At 71.0% G+C, this 20,192-nt stretch carries 18 protein-coding genes, 2 tRNA genes and 1 riboswitch; of the genes, 14 read left to right on the top strand and 6 right to left on the bottom strand.

Translation table 11 applies throughout. From position 1 onward, the window contains the following. Window positions 1-8 precede the first annotated feature (8 nt). The 5 genes from QN157_07260 (at window position 9) to QN157_07240 (ending at window position 5,232) form a co-directional block, all read left to right on the top strand. Window positions 9-1,004 (top strand): hypothetical protein, encoded by a 996-nt coding sequence (locus tag QN157_07260; GenBank protein MDR7555390.1) that lies wholly within the window; start codon window positions 9-11, stop codon window positions 1,002-1,004. Window positions 1,005-1,272: 268 nt separating this feature from the next. After that, the gene (locus QN157_07255; GenBank protein MDR7555389.1) at window positions 1,273-2,790 is read left to right on the top strand and encodes an ABC transporter substrate-binding protein; all 1,518 of its coding nucleotides are present in this window, start codon (window positions 1,273-1,275) and stop codon (window positions 2,788-2,790) included. 57 nt (window positions 2,791-2,847) lie between these two features. Beyond that, window positions 2,848-3,315 carry a hypothetical protein gene (locus QN157_07250; GenBank protein MDR7555388.1) on the top strand — a complete coding sequence of 156 codons (468 nt, stop codon included), beginning with the start codon at window positions 2,848-2,850 and terminating at the stop codon, window positions 3,313-3,315. Between the two features lie 64 nt (window positions 3,316-3,379). Next, a complete protein-coding gene (locus QN157_07245) occupies window positions 3,380-4,339 on the top strand; it encodes an ABC transporter permease (protein ID MDR7555387.1) in 960 nt (319 codons plus the stop codon). Between the two features lie 2 nt (window positions 4,340-4,341). After that, window positions 4,342-5,232 carry an ABC transporter permease gene (locus tag QN157_07240; protein ID MDR7555386.1) on the top strand — a complete coding sequence of 297 codons (891 nt, stop codon included), beginning with the start codon at window positions 4,342-4,344 and terminating at the stop codon, window positions 5,230-5,232. Between the two features lie 121 nt (window positions 5,233-5,353). Here QN157_07240 and cytX read toward each other — a convergent pair whose 3' ends face one another. After that, window positions 5,354-6,736 carry a putative hydroxymethylpyrimidine transporter CytX gene (cytX, locus tag QN157_07235; GenBank protein ID MDR7555385.1) on the bottom strand — a complete coding sequence of 461 codons (1,383 nt, stop codon included), beginning with the start codon at window positions 6,734-6,736 and terminating at the stop codon, window positions 5,354-5,356. A gap of 42 nt (window positions 6,737-6,778) precedes the next feature. Then, window positions 6,779-6,891: riboswitch (TPP riboswitch) on the bottom strand. Window positions 6,892-7,319: 428 nt separating this feature from the next. Between cytX and QN157_07230 the strand changes: the two genes are divergently transcribed. The 6 genes from QN157_07230 (at window position 7,320) to QN157_07205 (ending at window position 13,518) form a co-directional block, all read left to right on the top strand. Continuing rightward, window positions 7,320-8,186 carry a DUF86 domain-containing protein gene (locus QN157_07230; GenBank protein ID MDR7555384.1) on the top strand — a complete coding sequence of 289 codons (867 nt, stop codon included), beginning with the start codon at window positions 7,320-7,322 and terminating at the stop codon, window positions 8,184-8,186. A gap of 271 nt (window positions 8,187-8,457) precedes the next feature. Then, entirely contained in the window at window positions 8,458-9,438 is a 981-nt protein-coding gene (locus QN157_07225) for a TAXI family TRAP transporter solute-binding subunit (protein MDR7555383.1), read from the top strand. Window positions 9,439-9,589: 151 nt separating this feature from the next. After that, on the top strand, window positions 9,590-10,009 hold the full coding sequence (locus QN157_07220; GenBank protein MDR7555382.1) for a hypothetical protein: 420 nt from the start codon (window positions 9,590-9,592) through the stop codon (window positions 10,007-10,009). Window positions 10,010-10,075: 66 nt separating this feature from the next. Continuing rightward, window positions 10,076-12,127 (top strand): TRAP transporter fused permease subunit, encoded by a 2,052-nt coding sequence (locus QN157_07215; protein ID MDR7555381.1) that lies wholly within the window; start codon window positions 10,076-10,078, stop codon window positions 12,125-12,127. A gap of 5 nt (window positions 12,128-12,132) precedes the next feature. After that, on the top strand, window positions 12,133-12,582 hold the full coding sequence (locus QN157_07210; GenBank protein MDR7555380.1) for a DUF1844 domain-containing protein: 450 nt from the start codon (window positions 12,133-12,135) through the stop codon (window positions 12,580-12,582). Between the two features lie 426 nt (window positions 12,583-13,008). Further along, window positions 13,009-13,518 carry a DUF309 domain-containing protein gene (locus QN157_07205; GenBank protein MDR7555379.1) on the top strand — a complete coding sequence of 170 codons (510 nt, stop codon included), beginning with the start codon at window positions 13,009-13,011 and terminating at the stop codon, window positions 13,516-13,518. A 127-nt stretch (window positions 13,519-13,645) separates the two neighbouring features. On the opposite strand, the gene QN157_07200 is transcribed toward QN157_07205, so the two are convergent. Beyond that, window positions 13,646-14,710 carry an Ldh family oxidoreductase gene (locus QN157_07200; GenBank protein ID MDR7555378.1) on the bottom strand — a complete coding sequence of 355 codons (1,065 nt, stop codon included), beginning with the start codon at window positions 14,708-14,710 and terminating at the stop codon, window positions 13,646-13,648. 386 nt (window positions 14,711-15,096) lie between these two features. On the opposite strand from QN157_07200, the gene QN157_07195 reads away from it, so the two are divergent. Continuing rightward, window positions 15,097-15,191, top strand: a tRNA-Ser gene (locus QN157_07195). Between the two features lie 310 nt (window positions 15,192-15,501). Next, window positions 15,502-15,577: transfer RNA gene (locus QN157_07190), tRNA-Arg, on the top strand. Between the two features lie 83 nt (window positions 15,578-15,660). On the opposite strand, the gene QN157_07185 is transcribed toward QN157_07190, so the two are convergent. The 4 genes from QN157_07185 to QN157_07170 all read right to left on the bottom strand — a co-directional run bounded on the left by QN157_07185 (window position 15,661) and on the right by QN157_07170 (window position 18,339). Beyond that, complete coding sequence (locus tag QN157_07185) at window positions 15,661-16,368, bottom strand: hypothetical protein (GenBank protein ID MDR7555377.1); 708 nt, start codon at window positions 16,366-16,368, stop codon at window positions 15,661-15,663. After that, on the bottom strand, window positions 16,325-16,690 hold the full coding sequence (locus QN157_07180; protein MDR7555376.1) for a hypothetical protein: 366 nt from the start codon (window positions 16,688-16,690) through the stop codon (window positions 16,325-16,327). The genes QN157_07185 and QN157_07180 overlap by 44 nt, the downstream gene beginning before the upstream one ends. Before the next feature lie 48 nt (window positions 16,691-16,738). Beyond that, window positions 16,739-17,275 carry a thermonuclease family protein gene (locus QN157_07175; protein ID MDR7555375.1) on the bottom strand — a complete coding sequence of 179 codons (537 nt, stop codon included), beginning with the start codon at window positions 17,273-17,275 and terminating at the stop codon, window positions 16,739-16,741. Between the two features lie 599 nt (window positions 17,276-17,874). Beyond that, the gene (locus QN157_07170; GenBank protein MDR7555374.1) at window positions 17,875-18,339 is read right to left on the bottom strand and encodes a hypothetical protein; all 465 of its coding nucleotides are present in this window, start codon (window positions 18,337-18,339) and stop codon (window positions 17,875-17,877) included. A 712-nt stretch (window positions 18,340-19,051) separates the two neighbouring features. Here QN157_07170 and QN157_07165 point away from each other — a divergent pair. Next, a complete protein-coding gene (locus QN157_07165) occupies window positions 19,052-20,188 on the top strand; it encodes an extracellular solute-binding protein (GenBank protein ID MDR7555373.1) in 1,137 nt (378 codons plus the stop codon). The last annotated feature ends 4 nt before the right edge of the window (window positions 20,189-20,192 follow it).

Genomic DNA, 20,192 nt, shown 5'->3' with positions numbered 1-20,192 from the left:
GAACAGAGATGCGCAGGGTGCTCCTGGCACTGATCGTTCTGCCCTTGCTCGGATTGCCGTTCACGATCGGGCCCCGGACGGCGGCCGCCGCACAGACGTGGACGGTGCTGGCCGGCGGCAACACCAAAGACTGGGCGGTCGTGTCCAATGCCTACCATCCGCGCGTCGTAGAGATCGCGGTGGGCGACACGGTGAAGTGGCAGGTCGAAGGGTTCCATACGGTGACGTTCCTCAGCGGCGCCCAGCCGCTCGCCCTCGAGGTCGAGGAAGGCGGCAAACGGTACCTGAACCCCCAGGTCTTCTTCCCCGTGGGCGACGCCAGCTACGACGGCACCGGGCTGCGGAACTCCGGGGTACCAAAGGAGTTCCCCAAGCCCTCCAGCTACCAGCTCACGTTCACCAAGGCCGGCACGTATCACTACTACTGCGCGATCCACGGCCCGGCCCAGGCAGGCACGGTCGTGGTGGGGGCGCGCGCCCGCAGCACCCCGGCAGCGGTGCTGGCCAAGGGGAAGGCGGAGCAGCAGGCGACCCTGCGCGCGGGACAGGCCGCGCTCGCCAAGCTGGCGGCCACGCGGAAGGGCAATGAGGTCGTCGTGCCCATGATCGGCGATGCCAGGGCCGGCTACTCGGTGTTCCGGTACACCCGCGGCCCGCTGACGGTGAAGCGGGGCACGACCGTGACCTGGGTAATGAAAGACCCCTTCGAGATCCACACGGTGACGTTCTTCGCGGGCGCCAGGCAGCCCGAGCTGATCGTGGCCGAGCCGCAGCCCGGCGGGCCACCCAGGCTGCGCTTCCACGAGCAGGTGCTCATGGTCTCGAAGACGCAGACCTACGACGGCAGGGGCATGCTGAACTCCGGCATCCTCTTCCCGGAGGGCACGCCGCCCATGCTGCCCAAGCGCTACAGCCTGACCTTCACGAAGCCCGGGCGGTACGAGTACGTCTGCCAGATCCACACGCCGGTCGAACAGATGAAGGGTGTCATCGTGGTGCAGTAGCGCGCACCACCCCACCAACGCGCCGGGGGCAACGGAGGCGGCCGCGGGGCGCGTGGAGACCACCACCGCCCCACCAACGCGCCGGGGGGCGGCCCCGGGGGCTAGCCCCCGGGGCCGCCCCTTTGCCGGAGGCCCCGAGCCCGCAGCCAGCCCCGGCCCGGTTCCTTTGGAACCACCGCAGCAGGAGAACCCGGACGTCTCGGGAAGCAGTGGCCCTGAAGCACGCTGCCCGGCGTGTTACGGTCCGCTGGCCACGGAGGTGATGCGTGTGAAGCGAGTCGTCCTCGTGGTGGTCGTGCTGGTGGCGCTGGTCACCGCGATGGCCTTCGCCCAGTCCCCCCGCCGCGGGGGCACTCTGCGGGTCGGGCTGAACGCTGACCCCCCGAACATGGATCCCCACCGGTCGACGGCCGCGGTCGACCGCCAGGTCTTCCAGAACTTCTTCGACAAGCTGGTGGACATCAACCAGGACCTGGAGATCGTCCCGATGCTGGCCACGTCGTGGACCATCACCAACAACGGCCGCACCTACACCTTCAAGCTGCGCCCCAACGTCGTCTTCCACGACGGCACCCCGTTCAACGCCGAGGCCGTCAAGTACAACTTCGACCGCATGCTCGACCCGGCCTTCGGCTCGCCCCGCCGCTCCGAGATCAACCTGGTCCAGCGCGTCACGGTCGTCGATCCGCTCACGGTGCAGATCGACCTGGAGAAGCCCTTCAGCCCGTTCCTGTCCGTGCTCTCCGATCGCGCGGGCATGATGGTCTCGCCGACGGCGGCCCGGCGGCTGGGGCGCGACTTCGCCCGGGAGCCCATCGGCACGGGCCCCTACCGCTTCGTCGAGAAGCGGCCGCAGGAGCGCATCGTGCTCGAGCGGTTCGACCGACACTGGGACCGCACCGCCGGATGGGTCGACCGCATCGTCTACCGGCCGTTCACCGACGAGCAGGCGCGCCTGGCCAACATCCGGGCTGGCGAGCTCGACATCATCGACCAGATCCCACCCACCGAGGCGGAGAACTTGAAGAAGGACACGCGGCTGCGGCTCCTGGAGCGCTCGGGCCTGGGCTGGCAGGGCATGTGGATCATGGTGGCCGGCCCGCCGTTCAACAACAAGGCGCTCCGGCAGGCCCTCAACGCGGCCATCGACCGTCGGGCGCTGGTGCGGGTGGTCTTCGGCGACACGGCGCTGCCCGCCAACGGACCGTTCCCGCCGGGCCTGCTGGGTTACGACGCGGGGCCCAACGCCAAGGTCCCCGAGCGGAACCTCGACCTGGCCCGGCAGAAGCTGCGCGAGGGGGGTCAGCCCACCGGGTTCACGTTCACGCTGAAGGTGACCCCCGGTCGCGTCCCGCAGCAGGTGGCCCAGGTGATCCAGTCCATGGTGGGCGAGGTCGGCATCCGGGTGAACATCGAGATCGTCGAGTTCGGCACGTTGCTCTCGCAGCTCGACTCGCACCGGTTCGAGGCGGCCCTGCTGGGGTGGAGCGGCCGCCCCGATCCCGACGGGAACATCTACGGGTTCTTCGTCACCGACGGCGGGCTGAACAACAGCGCCTACAGCAACGCCCGCGTCGATGCGCTGCTGGACGCCGCGCGGATCCTGACCACCGCCGACCACCGCAAGCGCGTCTACGGTGAGATCATGACGATCCTCAACGACGAGCTGCCCTACCTGTTCCTGTGGTGGCCCAAGGAGTACAAGCTCCTGTCGCCCAAGGTGCAGGGCTTCGTCCACATCGCCGACGGCATGATGCGGTTCCGGCACGTCTGGCTCGCGCCGTGAGGTAGCACCACGGGGCGGGGGCGGCCACTGGTCGCCCCCGCCCGCCGGCCTGTCGCCATGCTGTGGGACATCGGGCGCTGGGTGGTCATCGGCATCCTGCTGGTCCTGTTCCTCAGCGTGGCCCTGTTCGAGGTCCTGAACCTGCCGCCCAACGACCCGCTCTTCCAGATGCTGGGGAACCCGCGCTGGCTCCACGACCTGCGCGCCCTGCGCCAGCAGATCGATCCCCGCGAGCCGTACTGGAAGCAGTACCTGCTCTGGGTACACCGCTTCGTGGGCTACCTGTGGCGCAGCATCCGGCGGGTCGTCGTGGTGTCCACCTCGGCGGTCGTCATGCCCGCGTGGGCACTCTGCACCGGGTCGAGGCCGGCCAGCGCTCGAGCATGCGTCGGCGCTCCCGCTCGACTCGGGCGTATCGCTTCCACGGATTGGACCTGGCGGGCCGTCCCATGGGATCGCCCGGGCCCTCGCCGGGTGCCCGGCGTTGCGGCGCACCGTTCGTGCCCGGGAACCCGACCTGCATAGTGACCGGCGGTAGCGTGCCCCGACCTCGGCGGCACGGGCCACCACGCCGCCCGCGGACCCTCCCATGACCCGCTACATCGTCCGCCGCCTGCTGGCCACGATCCCGGTGCTCTTCCTGGTCACCGTGGTGGTCTTCTCGCTGATCAACCTGGTGCCGGGCGACCCCGCGCTGGTGATCGCCGGCGGCGAGGCCGACCGCGCCGCGATCGAGGCCATCCGCAAGCAGCTGGGCCTCGACCGCCCGGTCGTCGTCCGGTATGTCCAGTGGTTGGGGCGCCTGGTCCAGGGCGACTTCGGCCGGTCGGTCCGCGACGGCCGGCCCGTGCTGGACGTCCTGTTGCTGAAGCTGCCGGTCACCGTCGAGCTGGCGGTGATCTCCCTGGGCGTCGGCTGGGCGATCGCGGTGCCCGCGGGCGTGCTGGCCGCCTGGAAGCAGCGCACGGCGCTGGACTACACCGCGACCACGGTGGCGCTGGCCGGCATCTCGATCCCCAACTTCTGGTTGGGCATCATGCTGATCTACCTGCTGGCCGTGAACCTGCGCTGGCTGCCGCCCTCGGGCTACGTCGAACCCTGGGTGGACCCCGTGCGCAACCTGCAGTTGATGATTATGCCCGCCACGGTGCTGGGGACCGCCCTGGCGGCGCTGGTCATGCGCCTGTTGCGCTCGAGCATGCTCGAGGTCCTCGGCAGCGAGTTCATCCGCACCGCCCATGCCAAGGGGCTGGCCGAGCGCGCGGTCGTCCTCAAGCACGCTCTGAAGAACGCCATGATCCCGGTGGCGACGGTCATGGGCCTGCAGCTCGGCGGGCTGCTGGGGGGCGCGGTCGTGACCGAGACGATCTTCGCGGTGCCCGGCATCGGGCGCCTGGCCATCGAGTCGATCTTCACCCGCGACTACCCCATGGTGCAGGGCGTGGTGCTGATCAGCGCCGTGGCCGTCGTGTTCGTCAACTTCGCGGTCGACGTGCTGTACTCGGTGCTCGACCCCCGCATCCGCCTGGTGGAGGAGCCGCGCGCCTAGCCATGGCGGCGCGTGACGAGGCGCTGCTGGTCGCCCGCAGCCGCCGGGCCGGCCCGCCCGCCGGCGCCCGCTACCTCCTGAACCGCTACGCGCGCAACCGCCTGGCGCTGTGGGGCCTGTGGGTCGTGGCTGCCGTCGTGCTGGCCGCCGTGTTCGCGCCAGCGCTGGCTCCCGCCGACCCGACCAGGACCGACTTCGGCGCCCTGCTGCAGCCGCCGTCCCGCGCTCACCTCCTGGGCACCGACGACCTGGGGCGCGACATTTTGAGCCGCGTGATCTACGGCGCGCGCACCTCGCTGCTGGCCGGCATCATCGCCGTGGGGCTGGCCGTCGCCGTCGGGGTGCCGCTGGGCCTGCTGTCCGGCTACTTCCGCGGCCGACTGGACAACGTGCTGATGCGCATCACCGACGCTCTGCTCTCCTTCCCGCTCCTGGTGCTGGCCCTGGCCATCGCCGCCGTGCTGGGCGCCGGCCTCACCAAGGCGATGCTGGCGGTGGGGATCGTCTTCACGCCCGGGTTCATCCGGCTGGCGCGCGCCCAGGTGTTGAGCGAGCGCGAGAAGGTCTACGTCGAAGCCGCGCGTGCGCTGGGCGCCAGCGACCGGCGCATCGTCTGGCGCCACATCCTGCCCAACAGCCTCTCACCGGTACTGGTGCAGGCCTCGCTGGCCATGGCGGCCGCGATCACCGCCGAGGCCACGCTGTCGTTCCTGGGCCTGGGCACCCAGCCGCCGACGCCGTCGTGGGGCTCGATGCTCAACATCGCCCAGGCCTACCTCACCCGGGCGCCGTGGATGGCGCTGTGGCCGGGCCTGGCGATCTTCGTGACCGTCCTGGCGCTGAACCTGGTGGGCGACGGGCTGCGCGAGGTGCTCGACCCGCGGCTGCGGTGACTTCCCGGCCACTGCGCGCTGCACTCGCCCGCTGCCCGGCCCGACCGTTCACGCCCGCGTGCCGGGCGTCCGAGGTAGGGGAACCGAGGCCGTGACATGTGTCGCTGCGCGGCCCGACCGCTCACGCCCGCGTCCCAGGGGCTGGCGGGCCTAGCGTGCGCCAGACGCCAAGGCGCCCCAGCACCGCCTGCAGCAGGAAGGCCACGCCGAAGCTGGGCAGCGAGGCGCCCAGGTGCGGTGCCAGCCCCCGCACCCCCAGCGCCGGCAGCCCCGCGATCGCCAGGTAGACACCCACCCCGACGGCCCACACCACGATGGCCGGCCAGTTCACCCCACCGCGGAACCAGTAACGCCCGCCGGGCAGCAGCAGCGCGGCAGCCTCGTACCGTCCGCGGCACACGACGAAGTAGTCGGCGGCCAGCACGCCCAGCAGCGGCACGAACGCCGAGCCGATCAGCAGCAGGAAGCTCTCGTACTGCGTGAGCGGCACGGTCCACGCCACCAGCAGCACCACCGCCCCGATCCCGAGGATGAGCCGCCGCCGCGACGCCTGCGGGAAGAGGTTCTGCAGCGAGACGGCCGTGGAGTAGATGTTGGCGAAAGCCTCGTCGGTCTCGTCCACCAGGATCACGAGCAGCGCGAGCCAGCCGGCGGTGAGCCCGGCGATCGCGGCCAGCAGCGGCGCGATGGGGGCCTGGGGGTCGAACGCCACGCCCGCCGCCAGCACCAGCGCCGCGCCCAGGGCGTAGAACCACACGTGGGGGACGAAGTACCCTACCGCCGTGCCCCAGAAGGCATCGCGCCGCGAGCGCGCCAGGCGGCTGTAGTCGGCCACCAGCGGGAACCACGAGATGGGCATCGCCACCACCAGGTCCACGGCCAGCCAGAACGACATCTCGCCGGTGCCCGGCCGGGCGAGCAGCGCCCGCAGGTCGTGGGCCGCCAGCAGCGCCGCGGTGATCCACACCGTCGAGGCCGCCACCGCCCACACAGCGAACCGCTCCAGCCACTGCTTGACCACCACGATCGGGCCGCCCAGCGCCATGACCACGGTGAGCACCGTGAAGACGAGCGCCCACAGGCGGTAGGCCGACGGCAGCCCGAGGAAGCGCACCATCAGCATGTCCGTGGCCTGCGCCATCACGATGACCTCGAAGGCCGCCCACCCCAGCAGCTGGAGCACGTTGAGCACCGTCGGCGCGTACGACCCGCGCACGCCCAGCGGCGCCCGCAACAGCACCATGGTCGGCACGCCGGCGTCGCTGCCGATGGCTGCCGCCAGCCCCAGCAGCGCGTTGCCGATGACCGCCCCCACCACGATGGCCACCAGCGCCTGGCCCAGCCCCAGCCCCGGCACCAGGAACATCCCGACCACCATCACGAGGAAGCTGACGCCCAGGTCGGCCCACAGGACGAAGGTATCCCACAGGCCCAGTGCCCGGCGTTCGGCCGGGATGGGCGCGATCCCCGCATCGACGGTCTGCTGCGCAAGCGTCGTCGCCATGCCTCACCCCCGAACGCACGCAACGAGCCGCCGGCGAACCGGCGGCTCTGACGCATCCCCTCCCTCCGCTGGCATTACCCAGCTCAGGTTCAGACGGTCGGTGGCGGGACGGCCACCCTCTCAGCCCGGCTCCCCGAGCTCCCGCGTGCTGTGCAGTTGTCTGCCCCCCCAGCGTAGAGGCCCGGCGCGTATCCGGCAAGAGGGTCAGGGTGTTTCGGATCTATCTGAACCCGGGCAAGAGGGGGCGGCGGATTCCTTCCGGCAGCGTGCGCGCCATGCCAGGACCCTCGGCCATGCCAAGGCCCTCGGCCATGCCAGGGCCCTCCGGTGTGCGGTGCCCACCCTGTCGGTGGTGCCCACCCGGTGGGTGGCGCCCATCCGGTGGGTGGCGCTGCCCGGTGGCCGGCGCCCGCACGGTGGGTGGCGGCCCTGCGCTGCTACCCGCCGGCAGTGCGCGTGTCGTACCATGGAACCACGGCAGCGTCACGGCGAGGCTCGCTGGCGTCAGCGTTCCGCGGGAGGAGACGTCCAGACCGCCACGCGTTCGCCCGGCCAGGGCGCGGCTGCCAGGGGATGGAACGCGATGGGTCTGAAGGAGAGACATGCGCGGCTGAAACCCCTGCCGGCCGACATCGGACGCCGGCTGGAGGCGGTCCCCGCCGTGTTGCGGCGGCATCCGGTGCGCCTGGCGTACGTGTTCGGTTCGATCGTCCGGGATCCGACAGCCGCCAGCGACGTCGACCTGGCCGTGCTGCCCGACGGCGGATTCTCCTTCCCTGCCGCCTACGCCGACCTCTCCACGGCGCTGGGCACCGACCGTCTCGATCTGGTGGACCTGCGCCAGGCGTCGCCGTTGCTCCAGTGGGAAGTGGTCACCACCGGGCGGCGCCTCTGGGCTGCCAGCCTGCACGAGGCCGCGGCGTACGAGCGCGCGGTCTACGGCCGCTACCGCGACCACAGGGTGCGGTGGATCCGCCTGACCGCTGCTACAGGAGGCATGGTGCCGATGGTCCTGCGCCGCGACCTGATCGCCCAAGCCCTGGTCGAACTGGAGCGTGTCGCCGACGAGCTGGAAAAGTACCGGCATGCCACCGCCGAGGATCTGGCCGCCGACCTCAGCCTGCGCTGGACGGTGGAACGCGGGCTGCTGGCCGGCCTTGGCCTGGTCTTCCAGGTGGCCGAGCACATCCTGGCGGCACAGTTCCGCCGGACCCCCGACACGTACGAGGGACTGCTCGCCGAGCTGCGTGCCTGCGGCGTCCTCCCTGACGAGGTCTACGGCCGGCTGCGGGGCGCTGGCGGCCTTCGGAACGTGCTGGTGCACGAGTACGTCCGGATCGATCTCAAGGAAGTGGCATCGGCGCTGCACACCGCGCCAGGCGCGTTTCGCGCCTTTGGCGAGGCCGTGTCGGCGTGGCTGCGGCGTCTCCCCGAGGGTACCGGTGCATGACGGAGCCCGGCGCCGTGCCCCTGGCCATGGGCGGCCGAGGTGCACGGCGCCTCGTGCGGCCCCGGCGCGGACGGGTACCGGGGGCTGCCACGTGGTGTGGTGTCGGAGGCCTGGCGGCACCCCGTGGTGGCGGCTGCCACCGACGGGTACAATGAGATCGCGCCGTCCCGCGAGAACGTTACCTGGCGGCGCGTGCGAACGATCCAGGAGAAACGGTCCTGGAGCCGATGAGTACCGGGACATCACGCCACGCGACAAGGAGGGATGTCGGTTGATTCGGACGCTCGCAGGCGCACTGGGCGTGGCCGTCCTGCTGATTGCCCTCGCGGGCAGCCTGGCGCCGCACGTGGCGGCCGGGCCCACCGTCCGGCTGTCGATCGCGACCGGCACCACGGGCGGCGTCTACTTCCCCCTGGGCGGCGGGCTGGCCTCGCTCATCTCCAAGGAGCTGCCCGGTGTCACCGCCACCGCCGAGGTCACCCCGGCGTCGGTCGACAACATGCGGCTGATCCAGGCCAAGCGCGCGGACCTGGCCTTCACGCTGGCCGACACGGCCTACGATGCCTACAAGGGACTCGAGGCCTTCCGCGGCGCGCCCGTGCCGATCCGCACCCTGGCCCCGCTGTACAACAACTTCAACCACCTGGTTACCGTCGAGGGGACCGGCATCAACACCATCGCCGACCTGCGGGGCAAGCCGGTCTCGGTCGGGCCGCCGGGCAGCGGCACCGAGCTGACGGCGCTGCGCATCCTCGAAGCCGCCGGCCTCAACCCCGACCGCGACATCCGCAAGGAGCGCCTGGGGCCCGCGCCGTCGGCAGACGCCATCAAGGACCGCAAGATCGTGGCCTTCTTCTGGAGCGGCGGGCTGCCCACGCCCAGCGTGCTCGACCTGGCCGTCTCCCCCGGCGTGCGCATCAAGCTGGTGCCGCTGGACGGGGTGCTGCCGGCCATGCAGAAGAAGTGGGGTAACCTGTACTTCCGGGCCGTCATCCAGAAGGAGTTCTACCCGGGCATGGCGGCCGACGCGCCGACCATCGGGGTGGCGAACCTGCTGGTCGTCCACCAGGACTTCAGCGACGATCTGGCCTACCGCATCACGAAGCTGCTGTTCGAGAAGCGCGACGAGCTGGCGCGGGTGCACAAGGAAGCCGCCAACATCACCCTGATCGGGGTGGCGGGCCGCTCGCCCGTGCCGTTCCACCCCGGCGCCATCCGCTACTTCAAGGAGCGCGGCGTCGAAGGGTTCTAGCGCGCCCGGGCGGAGGGTAGGGGCGGTTCGCGGAGGTGGTACCGCGCCCGGCGGTGGCCGGACAGGCCCGGGGCGCCTGACGAGACTGGGCGTCGCGGCGGGGGTCGTCGCCCTCGCCGCGACGTTGCTCTCCCCGACGCAGGTGCTCGAGGTGACCGACGCCGACACCGGCCGGCTCCTGTGGCGGCTGCCCGTGCACGACGGCACGGTGGTCGACCTGCGCTACACCAGTTCGCTCTTCCAGGTCCCGGTGGTCGAGCGGTTCACCGTCGAGGGCGCGACGCTGCGGCTGGTCGAGGTGCTCGCGCCGGCGGAGGCGGTGTTCGAGTACCTGCGCATGGACCCGCCCTACGCGCGGCGGGAGGGGTGGCTGGCGGCGGCGCCGCCCCAGCCGGTGCGGCTGGCGGCACTGGTGACGCGGATCGGGCCGACCGGCCAGCAGCGGCTGGTGGTCGAGGGCACGGCCCTGGCGCTTCACCGCGCGGGCACGGGCCAGGCGGTGCGGATCACCGTGGGCCGCCACGCCCGGGGTGCTGCCCTGTGGCGGCGGCCAGCGCCACCCCGGGAGTAGCACGCGCCACCGGCGCGCAGGCAGCACGAGCACCGTCCTCACTACGGGGACACCGAGGAGTCGAGGATGACACCACCCGACGTCCACGCACCCGAGCTCGCGAAGTCCGAGGACGAGCTCAAGGAGATCGTCGAAGAGTACGAGGGCAAGACCCGGCGCCTGGGCGGCTGGTGGGGCACGCTGGCGGTCGCCATCGGCGTGGCCATGGCGCTCTACCACCTCTACGCGGCCACCGTCCCGTTCGTCCGCCAGATCCACCTCGTGCGGCACCTGATGTTCGTGCTGGTCCTGTGCTTCCTGCTCTACCCGGGCACGCGGAAGTCACTCGCACGAGCTACGCCGACCTGGTGGGACCTGGTGCTGGCGGCGGCGGCCCTGGTCGCCCTGGGCTACATCCTCGTGGACTTCGAGGCGTTCATCTACCGCGCGTACATCCCGACGTCCCTGGACATGCTGTTCGGCATCGTGACCATCCTGCTGGTGCTGGAGGCCACGCGGCGCACCGTCGGCAACGCCCTGCTGCTGGTCGTGATCGCCTTCCTCGTCTACGCTTTCGTCGGCCCCTGGCTGCCCGAGCCGTGGACGCACCGCGGCTACGACCTGGTGCGCGTCGTGGGCCAGCTCTACATCACGCTCGAGGGGATCTTCGGCGTGCCGCTGGAGGTCTCGGCGACGTTCATCATCCTCTTCACGATCTACGGCGCGGTGCTCGAGGCCTCGGGCGCGGGCCGGTTCTTCGTGGACCTGGCCCTGGCCCTCACCCGCGGTCGGCGGACGGCGCCGGGCCAGGCGACCACCATCGCGTCGTTCCTGCTGGGCGGTCCCTCGGGCAGCGGCGTCGCCACCACGGTCACCGTCGGGGCCATCACCTACCCCCTGCTGAAGCGGGCCGGCTACGACCCCGAGTCGGCGGGCGGGTTGCTGTCGGCCGGCGGCATCGGCGCGGTGATCTCGCCGCCGATCCTGGGCGCGGCCGCGTTCATCATCGCCGAGATCCTCAAGATCTCCTACCTGCAGGTCCTCGTGATGACCATCGTGCCGACGTTCCTCTACTACTTCTCGATCATGCTGATGATCGAGTTCGACGCGCGGCGCATGGGGCTGCGCGCGGTGGAGATCCCGGCGGGCGAGGCGCGGGCGCTGGTGCTGCGCTACTGGTACCTGCTGTCGTCACTGGTGGTGATCCCGCTGTTCATGGTGATCGGCTTCACCGCCATCAAGGCCGTGATCTGGGCCATCGGGCTTGCGATCCTCACGAGCTTCCTGCGGCCCGAGACCTCGCTGGTGCGATGGCGGCCGGTGGCGGCGGGCGGCAGCGACGGGGCGCCCTCCGACCGGCTCCTGGCTGGCGGCCTGCGCCTGGGCCGCCGGGTGCTCGACCCGCGCGGGCTGATCGGCGCCCTGGACGCTGGCAGCCGCCAGGTGCTCAGCGTGGCCGTCACGTGCGCGGCCGCGGGCCTGATCGTCGGCGTGGTGAACCTCACCGGCCTGGGGCTCAAGGTCTCGGACATCATCATCACCTACGCCGGCGGGCGCCTGCTGCCCACGCTGATCTACGCGGCCCTGGCCCTGTGGGTCCTGGGCCTGGCCCTGCCCATCACGGCCACCTACATCGTCGCGGCGGTGATCGTCGCGCCGGCCATGACCAAACTCGGTGTCCCCGAACTCGCCGCGCACATGTTCATCTTCTACTACGCCATCCTCTCCGAGGTCTCGCCCCCCGTGGGCCTGTCGCCGCTGGCTGCGGCGGCGTTGACGGGTGGCCGCCCGTTCCGGACGATGATGATGGCGTGGAAGTACACGCTGCCGGCGTTCGTGGTGCCGTTCATGTTCACGATCCACCGGGACGGCGTGGGCCTGCTCCTGCAGGCGCCGTGGCCGGTCGTCGCCCAGGTGACGACGACCGCCGCCTTCGGGCTCGTGGCGCTGGCCGGCGCGCTCACGGGCTGGTTCCTCCGGCAGGCCACGATGCCGGAACGGCTCGTCCTGGCCGCGGCTGGCCTGGTGCTGATCTACCCGGCTGGCGCCCAAGACCTGGTGGCGATCGCGGCGGTGCTGGCCGTGGGGATCGTGCAGTGGTTCACGCGCACCCGACCGGTGGCGGCGACGCGGGGGTGAGCACGATGGGAAACGAGCACGAGCGCGCCGACGCGGCGGGCGCCGGCGGCAGCGCCGCGGGGACCGAGGCGGCTGCCCGCAGCCGTCCCGGCGCTCCTACTGACGCTGCAGGCGCCACAGGCACGGGCGCTTCGGCACCGGGGGGACGGGTCGAAACGGGGACCGACGCGGCGCCCGGTGGGGAACCGGTCGCGCAGCCTCCGGTACTCGACCTCGTCCAGACGTTCCTGAACGTGCTCGCCGCACGGGCCTGGCAGCACCTGGGCCTGGTCCCCGACCCCTCGAGCGGCAAGGTGGAACGCCGGCTGGACGACGCGCAGCTGGCCATCGACGCCGCCGCGGCCCTGGCCGAGGTACTGCGGCCGCGCGTCGGCGAGCGCGACCGGCGGGAGGTCGAGACCCTCATCACCAACCTGCGGCTGAACTTCGTCGAGCAGAAGAGCCGGGCGCAGTAGACCATGCGCGGGCCCGCGTCGTCCGGCGCGTCCCTCCCGGCGCCGCCCGCACCATCTCCTCGCACCGGGCCGGCGGCGCCCGCCGGGAGCTACGTCCGGCTGAAGCATACGCTCAGCGCCCTGGCCCTCGACGCCTTGCGCGGGCGGCCGGCGGCGCGCGCTGCGGCAGCGCACCTGTCGGCGCTGTGGGCGGCTGCCTCGCGCAACGACACCGCCACGACGAGCCGCAGCGGCCCGTTGGCGGCTGCTTCGCCCGACGATCTTGCCGTGACACGTGGGAGCGGCCCGACCGCAGCGCCATGCCCGCCATGTGCGTCCCAGCACACCGCGACGTACGGGAACGGCGCACCTGGGGCCGCCGCCATTGTCCGAACCCCTGGGCCGACCGCTGCAGGCCTGCGTCGCCTGCTGCGCGACGGCTTGCTCGTGCGCGACCAGGGGACCCTGGTCGTCCCGCAGGCCTACGCCGCCTACCGGGCCTACGCGCAACGCTACGCCCAGCGCCTGGCCCTCGCGCTGCAGACGTGGCAGACGCTGCGGACACGGCACGCCGGCCGGCACCTGCGCGGCCGCCGCGCCGCAGCGGCCAGAGGAGCCGTGCTGTTCAACGCCGGCCTCTTCTTCGAGTGCCACGAGTTCTTCGAGGGGATCTGGCGCCGGGCGCCGGCGGCCGACCGGCCCTGCTACCAGGGGATCATCCTGGTGGCCGCGGCGTTCTATCACTACGAGAAGGGGAACCTGCACGGCGCGCGGGTCAAGCTGGCCGAGGGCATCAAACGGCTACGGCGCTGTGCGCCCGCGCGCGTCGGCCTGCAGATCGACGGCTGGCTGCAGCGGCTGGACCCCTGGCTGGCGCGCATCGCGCGTGGAGAACCCGGCCGGCCGCTGGAAGCCCACGAGATCCCCGCCCTCACGCTGGACGCCGACCCGACGTGAGGGGACCGCCCCACGCCGCTGGCGCCATCGTGCTGGCCGTCGCCGCCGACCGCATTCACGCTGGAGACGATCCGACGTAAGGCGACAGCGGGTCAACGCCTTCCCCGGAGCACCTTCCCCGGGGCACCTACCCCGGCGGCGCGACACCCAGGGCCGCCGCCACCTTCTCCACTTCCGCCACCACGTGCGGGGGAAGAGGAATGCCGCCGGCCGCGTACTCGACCGCGCGCAGGTGCTCGAGCTCGCCCGGCAGGTACACGCGGTCCACGCCTTCGGCGGGCGGTAGCGCCCGCACGGCGCGGATCAAAGCGTCCATGCGCGCCGCGAACTCCTCGCGCGGCACGAACGCCTCTACCGCGATCGCCACGCACAGGTGGCCCAACCCCTGCGGGCGGTCCAGCGCATCGTACAGCGGTGCGATCTCCGGGCCGGTGCCCGCGCCGGTGAGCAGCCCGGCCAGGATGTCCACGACGAGGGCCAGCCCCGACCCCTTCGGCCCGCCCAGCGGCAGCAGCGCCCCGGCCAGTGCGGCGAGCGGATCGGTGGTCGGCCGGCCCTCCCGGTCCAGCGCCCAGCCCTGGGGAATCGGCTCGCCCCGCGCCGCCGCGGCCTGCACCCGGCTGTGCGGCACGACGCTCGTGGCCATGTCGAGTACCACTGGCGGCTCGTGGCCCGCGGGCACCGCCACCGCCAGGGGGTTCGTGCCCAGGAACTTCGTCCGCGCGCCCCATGGGGCCACGTGCGCGTCGGCGTTGGTCAGCGCGATGCCGATGGCCCCGCGCTCTGCCGCGCGCAGCGCGCCGTAGGCCAGCATCCCGCAGTGGTTGCTGTTGCGCACGCCGACCGCCGCGATGCCGTGCTGGCGCGCCCGGTCGACGGCCAGGTCCATGGCGCGCACGAACGCCGGGATGCCCAGCCCGCCGCCCGCGTCCAGCAGCACCGTCGCGCCGCTGTCCCGCACGGTCGCCAGCGTCGCCTCGGGGTCGAACGAGCGCTGCCGCAGACGGGCGACGTAGACGCCCAGGCGCACCACCCCGTGGGTGTGCACGCCCCGCAGGTCGGCCGCGACCAGGCCGTCGGCGGTCAGGCGGGCGTCATTGGGCCGTGCGCCTACCAGCACCAGCGCGCGCTCGGCGAAGGCGCGCAGGGCCGCGGCGTCGTAGCGGGTGGCACCACTCGTGGCACCATTCATCGATGGCTCCCGCGCGTGTGCGCGTGACTCTGCCTCATACTGCCACCGCGTAATCAGCGGCGTGCCTCGGGTGACGATCCAGCAAGGCGAGTGCACGCGCACGTGACTCTGCCTCATACTTCCACCTCGCCCGCGTGGGCCCTGTTGCCCGCCGGCCACCGCCGTCTCCCCGCTCACGAGCGGTGGGCAGGCTTGACCCGAGAAAAGGGCCCATGGCTGTGACGAGGAGGGCCCGCAGCTGCGACGAGGAGGGCCCGCGGCTGCGACGAGGAGGCCCGCAGCTGGTGGTGTGCCTTGACAGACCCCCGCACTGTGCTACGCTAGGCTCGCCAGCGCGGCGGTTCGTCTGCGGGAGCCGGCGCAGGTGTCTCCGGCGTTTGCGCCGCGGAGGAGTACGGTAGCCCGGTAACCGGCCCGCCTGCTAAGCGGGTGGGCGAGTGTTGAGCTCGCCTCGCGGGTTCAAATCCCGCCTCCTCCGCCAGAGCACGGAGTACGGCGGCACGGCGTCGGCGGGACGTCTGCGAATACGCACCATGCGTCCTTGCCTTCGCGCGCCACGCCATCGACCGCCGGGGACCATGCGCCGGTGTCTGCGCACAGGTTGCGGTTCGCGGTGCGGCGTACCATGACGCCCACGACGGCGGCATCTACCCCCCTGGCAGGCGGCGTGGTGGAGGCGGAGGCTGGCGTAGCAGGACCCCCACGACGGCAGCGTCCGCACCGTAGCCACCGGCCCGGCCCGCTGCTAGAATGTGTTTTGATCGCACCGGGGCCAGTATCGGCCCTGATGCGCGCCCGTAGCTCAGTGGATAGAGCGTTGGCCTGCGGAGCCAAAGGTCGTGGGTTCAAGTCCCGCCGGGCGCGCCAATCCTGGCAAAACGCACGTGTTGGCGACTGCTGGGCGGTCGCGGTTGGACGCCACTTTGATCGGCGTGCGCTCCATCGTCCGGCTACCGGGCCCCGGGCGACCGGCGTTCTCCCGTCCAGTAGGTCCGCACGCGAACTCTCACCAGCTCGTCCAGGACCTCTGGGGGAACTCCCAGGGGCTGGAGAATGGACGCGACGCGAGCGACCAACCCGGCATAGCGCTCACGCGGCTGGCGGGGCGGCTGGACGCGACCGTGCAAACACTCCTCGACCAGCTGATCGAGGTCGTCGGCTGTGATCCGCAGGCGCTCCAGGAGGGTGGCGGCTCGAGCGACCAGCCGCCGGCGCCGTGCCTGGGCCTGAGATACCAGGCGGGTGAGTCCTGAGCGCGCGATGTCCTCGGCGGAGTGGGTAGCGGCGACACGCAAAATGTCGATCAGGGTGGCGTTCTGCGGCAATGATACCAAGCGGAACTCCGGGTGGTCAGTCCGGCACGGGATGGCGTGTCCGCCGAGCACCAGGTGGCCTTCCTGCACCTTCAACAGCAACGGATCCTCGTCAGGAAGATCGCGGGCGAATCCGAGGAGGATGCGCCCCTGAACCCGAACGTGCGGCACCCAGGTGCCGTCGGCCGGGACGGCCGCGCTCATGCCCGGAAGCGTAATGGTGAGGTGTCGGTCGGCGAACGTGAGGACGGCGTCAGCACGCCGCTGTGGCGCCCGCGCCAGGCGGGCCAATCGTGTCAGTTCACGGGCGAGATCGGTTCGCCGGACGAGGACCCAGGCGATCATCACGCGTCATGCTTCTTCGTAGCCGCAGCGCCGCCATCCCGAGCAAGCCTGCGCCCACGAGGTCGAACACCATCCAGTCGTTGCGGCGCATGTGGATGGGAAAGACGGGATTGAAGAGCACGGCAACTGCTCCCAGTATCCACGTCCAGGTATGGCGGCTGCCGGCGTAGGCGACCCAGGCGGCATACCCGCTGGCAGCCACGACGATCCAACGCATGAACACGTAGTACCCATATGGCCATGGGAGAATCGCCAGCAGGAGCAGCACGGCGCCCAGAACCAGCCCAGGAATCGGCGAGAGCTGCCCGTCGCCACGATCCATGACCATCACCCCGATTCCGCATACCCAAATCCGTCCCGCCGCCTACCCTCACCGGCCCCACAGCCCCCGCCCCTGCACGCGCGCCTCTTGCTGGCACGCCAGGAACAGGTCGGCGTAGCGAACGTTTGGGGGGACTGTTAGGACCTGCGCGTAGCCCTCCCGAAGGATCAGCATGTTGAACAGCGTACCGTCGTCCAGCCACACGTACGCCAGCAACCGCCCGTAGACGTCGCGCGGTTGCACGTCGAGCTCCAGCCCCACGGCCCTCCCATCCAGGTGCAACGTCGTGAACCTGGCCGCGAGGAGCCCAAGGGCGCGGACCGCCTCCTTGGACCTCCCCGACCGCCGCACGTCACGGCGCATCTTGGCGCTGTCGTGGACCTCCGGCGTGTCGATACCCAGCAACCGCACCCGTTCCGGCGCACTGCCGCTCAGACGGACGCGGACCGTGTCGCCGTCGATGACGCTCGTGACCGTGGCGGGAAGGAGGGTCGACGGTCGCGGCGGGTTGACGCACCCGAGGGCACCCTGTGGCGACAGCCCACCGAACGCAACGAGGACGGCGGCGAGTACGACCGCGCGCATCTATAGCACGCCGGACAGGGGCATCACGGCATCCCCGGCCATCCCGCGCCGGGGTCCAGGCCATCACCTGGCACCCGCACCGGCGCGGTCATGCCTGACACACCATGACTCACGCAGTCCTTGTAGAGTCGCCCAGCTTTTAGAAGATCGGCGCGCCGCAACGCGCAGCGCTGGCTCTTGTTCTTGGACGACGTTACCTGCGGAGCCAGGCAAACAGAATACCTGAAATGACGGCCACCTGGCCTACCCAGAAAACGAACATCCACTTGATGAGGTCGGCGCGGGTACGGGCGATCTCTGCGCGAAGCTCGGCGCTCGTATGCGCGATCCCCGCTTGCAGTTCGGCACGGGTGTTGGCGATCTCCTGCCGGTAGCATACGGCAGGCCCGCGGGCCAGTGCCGGCCTGTCCGTGGCGTCCCGGTCGTTCCGGCTGTTCCAGGCAGCGTGGCACCGCCTCGCCCTGACGGAAGGGCAGGGCTCCACAGGGCAATGCCACCGGCCGTGACCTACCGGGGGACCTATACCTCATCGCGCGCAGGGTGGAGCGCTAGAACCGCCCCGACGATGCCGGCGGTGCGCCCGATGCGTCCGGCGCGCCCTACTTGAGGGCCTTCAGCGCGTCGTCCAGCAGCCCTGCCAGCTTCTTCGCCCCGGCCTGTGCCGCCGCGAGGCTGCTCGCCCCCAGCGTCTCCACGCCGACTTTGGTCGCCTCCTCGGCGATCTTCAACGCTGCCGCGCCGCCCGAGCCTGCGGCCTTGAGGTCGACCAGCGCGCCGTTGCCCTGGCCCTCGCACACGTCGCCCCACTTCTGATCGAACCGACGGTCGGCGCGGCCGACCAGGCAGTTGACGGCATGACCGGTGTGCTGCTGCACGCCGCCCAGGCTCCCGGCGGCAGCAGCGAATCCCGCGTGCGTCTTCGCCGTGGTCAGCTGCTGCCTGGCCCGATCGAGCGGGCTTGCCTGCGTCGTCTGCGGCGACTGGTTGTGGTAGGGCGCGTAGGCCAGCTGGCCGGTGCCGGCGAGCAGCAGCACCACCAGGAACAGCACGTACACGGCACGCATCGGGCATCACCCCCATCGACGTCGTGTAATCATCTCTACGCCCGATGATTCACGACCGTGTAACGCAGGCCACCGCCTGCCGCAAGAGAGGATTCCGCGCCCCTTGACACCTACGGCCAGGGCCGGCATCGTTGAGGCTGGAAATGATTCGTAGACGTCTGGACGAGCTGGCGATCCGGCCGGTCAGCCCGCACTCGCGGGTTCCCCGATAGCTGCAGGTGAAGGAAGGCCTGATGCGGTGGATCCAGCGCGACGGGTTTGCCGGGGGCCACCGGCTGCCGTCGGAGCAGGCGCTGGTGGCGTGGTCGCGGCGCAGGTACCCTTCCTGTACCAGCTCCGTCACGGCGTGGCGCACCGCCATCTTGCTGATGCCAAACCACGGGTGAGGTAGTTTGGTGACGCGCCCCGGGCGCTACGCCCACGCCTTCCGAGGCCAGACTGCCTGGCATCATGCCGGGCGCGCCGGTGTTGATCGTGGAGGACACGACCTTCGTGGACGACGATGTGCCCGTCGACTACTGCTACAAAGTGTACCGGGAGGAGCCCGGTGCACACCAGGGTGATCGCACCCCAGGTGGCGGTGGAGTGGGCCTGGGACGCCGCACAGCAGCGACGGACTGGCGCTCCGGGTGGCAGGGTCGAAGAGCCATCCCAGACCGGAGAGGGGGAATGAACGGTGCGAAGCACTTGCAGCAGGACGACAAGGTGGGCGGTGGGGTTAGCGGCGGTGCTGGTGGTCCTCATCGCCACGACCACGCCCGGATACGGGCAGGCGCGTGTGACGCTCCAGGTCGCCATCGCGGCCGACGTCAACGTGGTGGAGGTACACCGCAACTTCCTGGGCGTCGCCTTCAGTAAGAACCATCCGCACGTGACAGTGCACGCGGTGGGCACGGGGACCGGCGAGGCCGCCAGCCGCGCCATCTACACGAAGCTGAAGGCCCAGGCGGATGCCGGCCGGCGCAACTGGGACATCGATGTGGCGCTGGTGTCCATGCGGTACGCGTCGCAGATGGTGCGGGAGAACCTCCTGTACCGCTACGTGCCCGAGTTGCAGTTCGCCCCGTACGTGGTGGGCCCCGACACGGTCCGCGCGTTCGGCGTCGATGTCAAGGGCTACGTGGTCCCCATGTTCAAGAACCAGATCGCCATCGCCTACAACCCGCGGTTCGTGGCGCAGCCGCCCAAGACGTTCGCGGAGCTGGAGGCATGGGTCCGGGCCAACCCCCGGCGCTTCGGGTACAACGGGATCAAGGGGGGCGTCTCCGGCATCGGCTTCGTCATGGCCTGGGTCTACTACAAGACGGGCCGCTACGAGCTGTTCACCCAGGGGCCGTTCGACAAGGCGAACGACCGGATCATCCGGAGCGCCATCGAGCAGCTCCGTGACTTCAACCGGAACGTGGTCATCACGTCGGGGAACGCAGGCACGCTGGACGCGCTGAACCGGGCCGAGATCTGGATGGGGGCCGTGTGGGTGGACCAGCTCGTGGCCTGGAAGAACGAGGGACGCATGAATCCCGAGATCACGCCCGTCCTCATCGCCCCGGGACTGCCCATCTACCCACTGTATCTCACCGTACCCCGGGAGGCGGCCAACCGCGACTGGGCGGTCAAGTACATCGACCTGGTGGCCAACCCGCAGATCCAGGCCAAGGTCATCGTGGAGCAGTTCGGTTGGTATCCTGGGATCGATCCCAACCGGGTGATGCCGTTGGTCTCGCCCGCGGCCAGAGCCCTGCTGTTCAAGGGTGTGACGCCGGAAGACCTGGCCCGCTACTCGCAGCAGATGCCCATCGGTGAGTACTACGACGCGATCCTGCTGGCCTACGAGGAGATTGTCCGATAGCGAC

Source organism: Armatimonadota bacterium, from assembly GCA_031459855.1.
GTDB lineage: Bacteria > Sysuimicrobiota > Sysuimicrobiia > Sysuimicrobiales > Humicultoraceae > Fervidifonticultor > Fervidifonticultor primus.
Note: the sequence above shows the minus strand (reverse complement) of the source record. Positions and strands in the feature narration are given on the sequence as shown.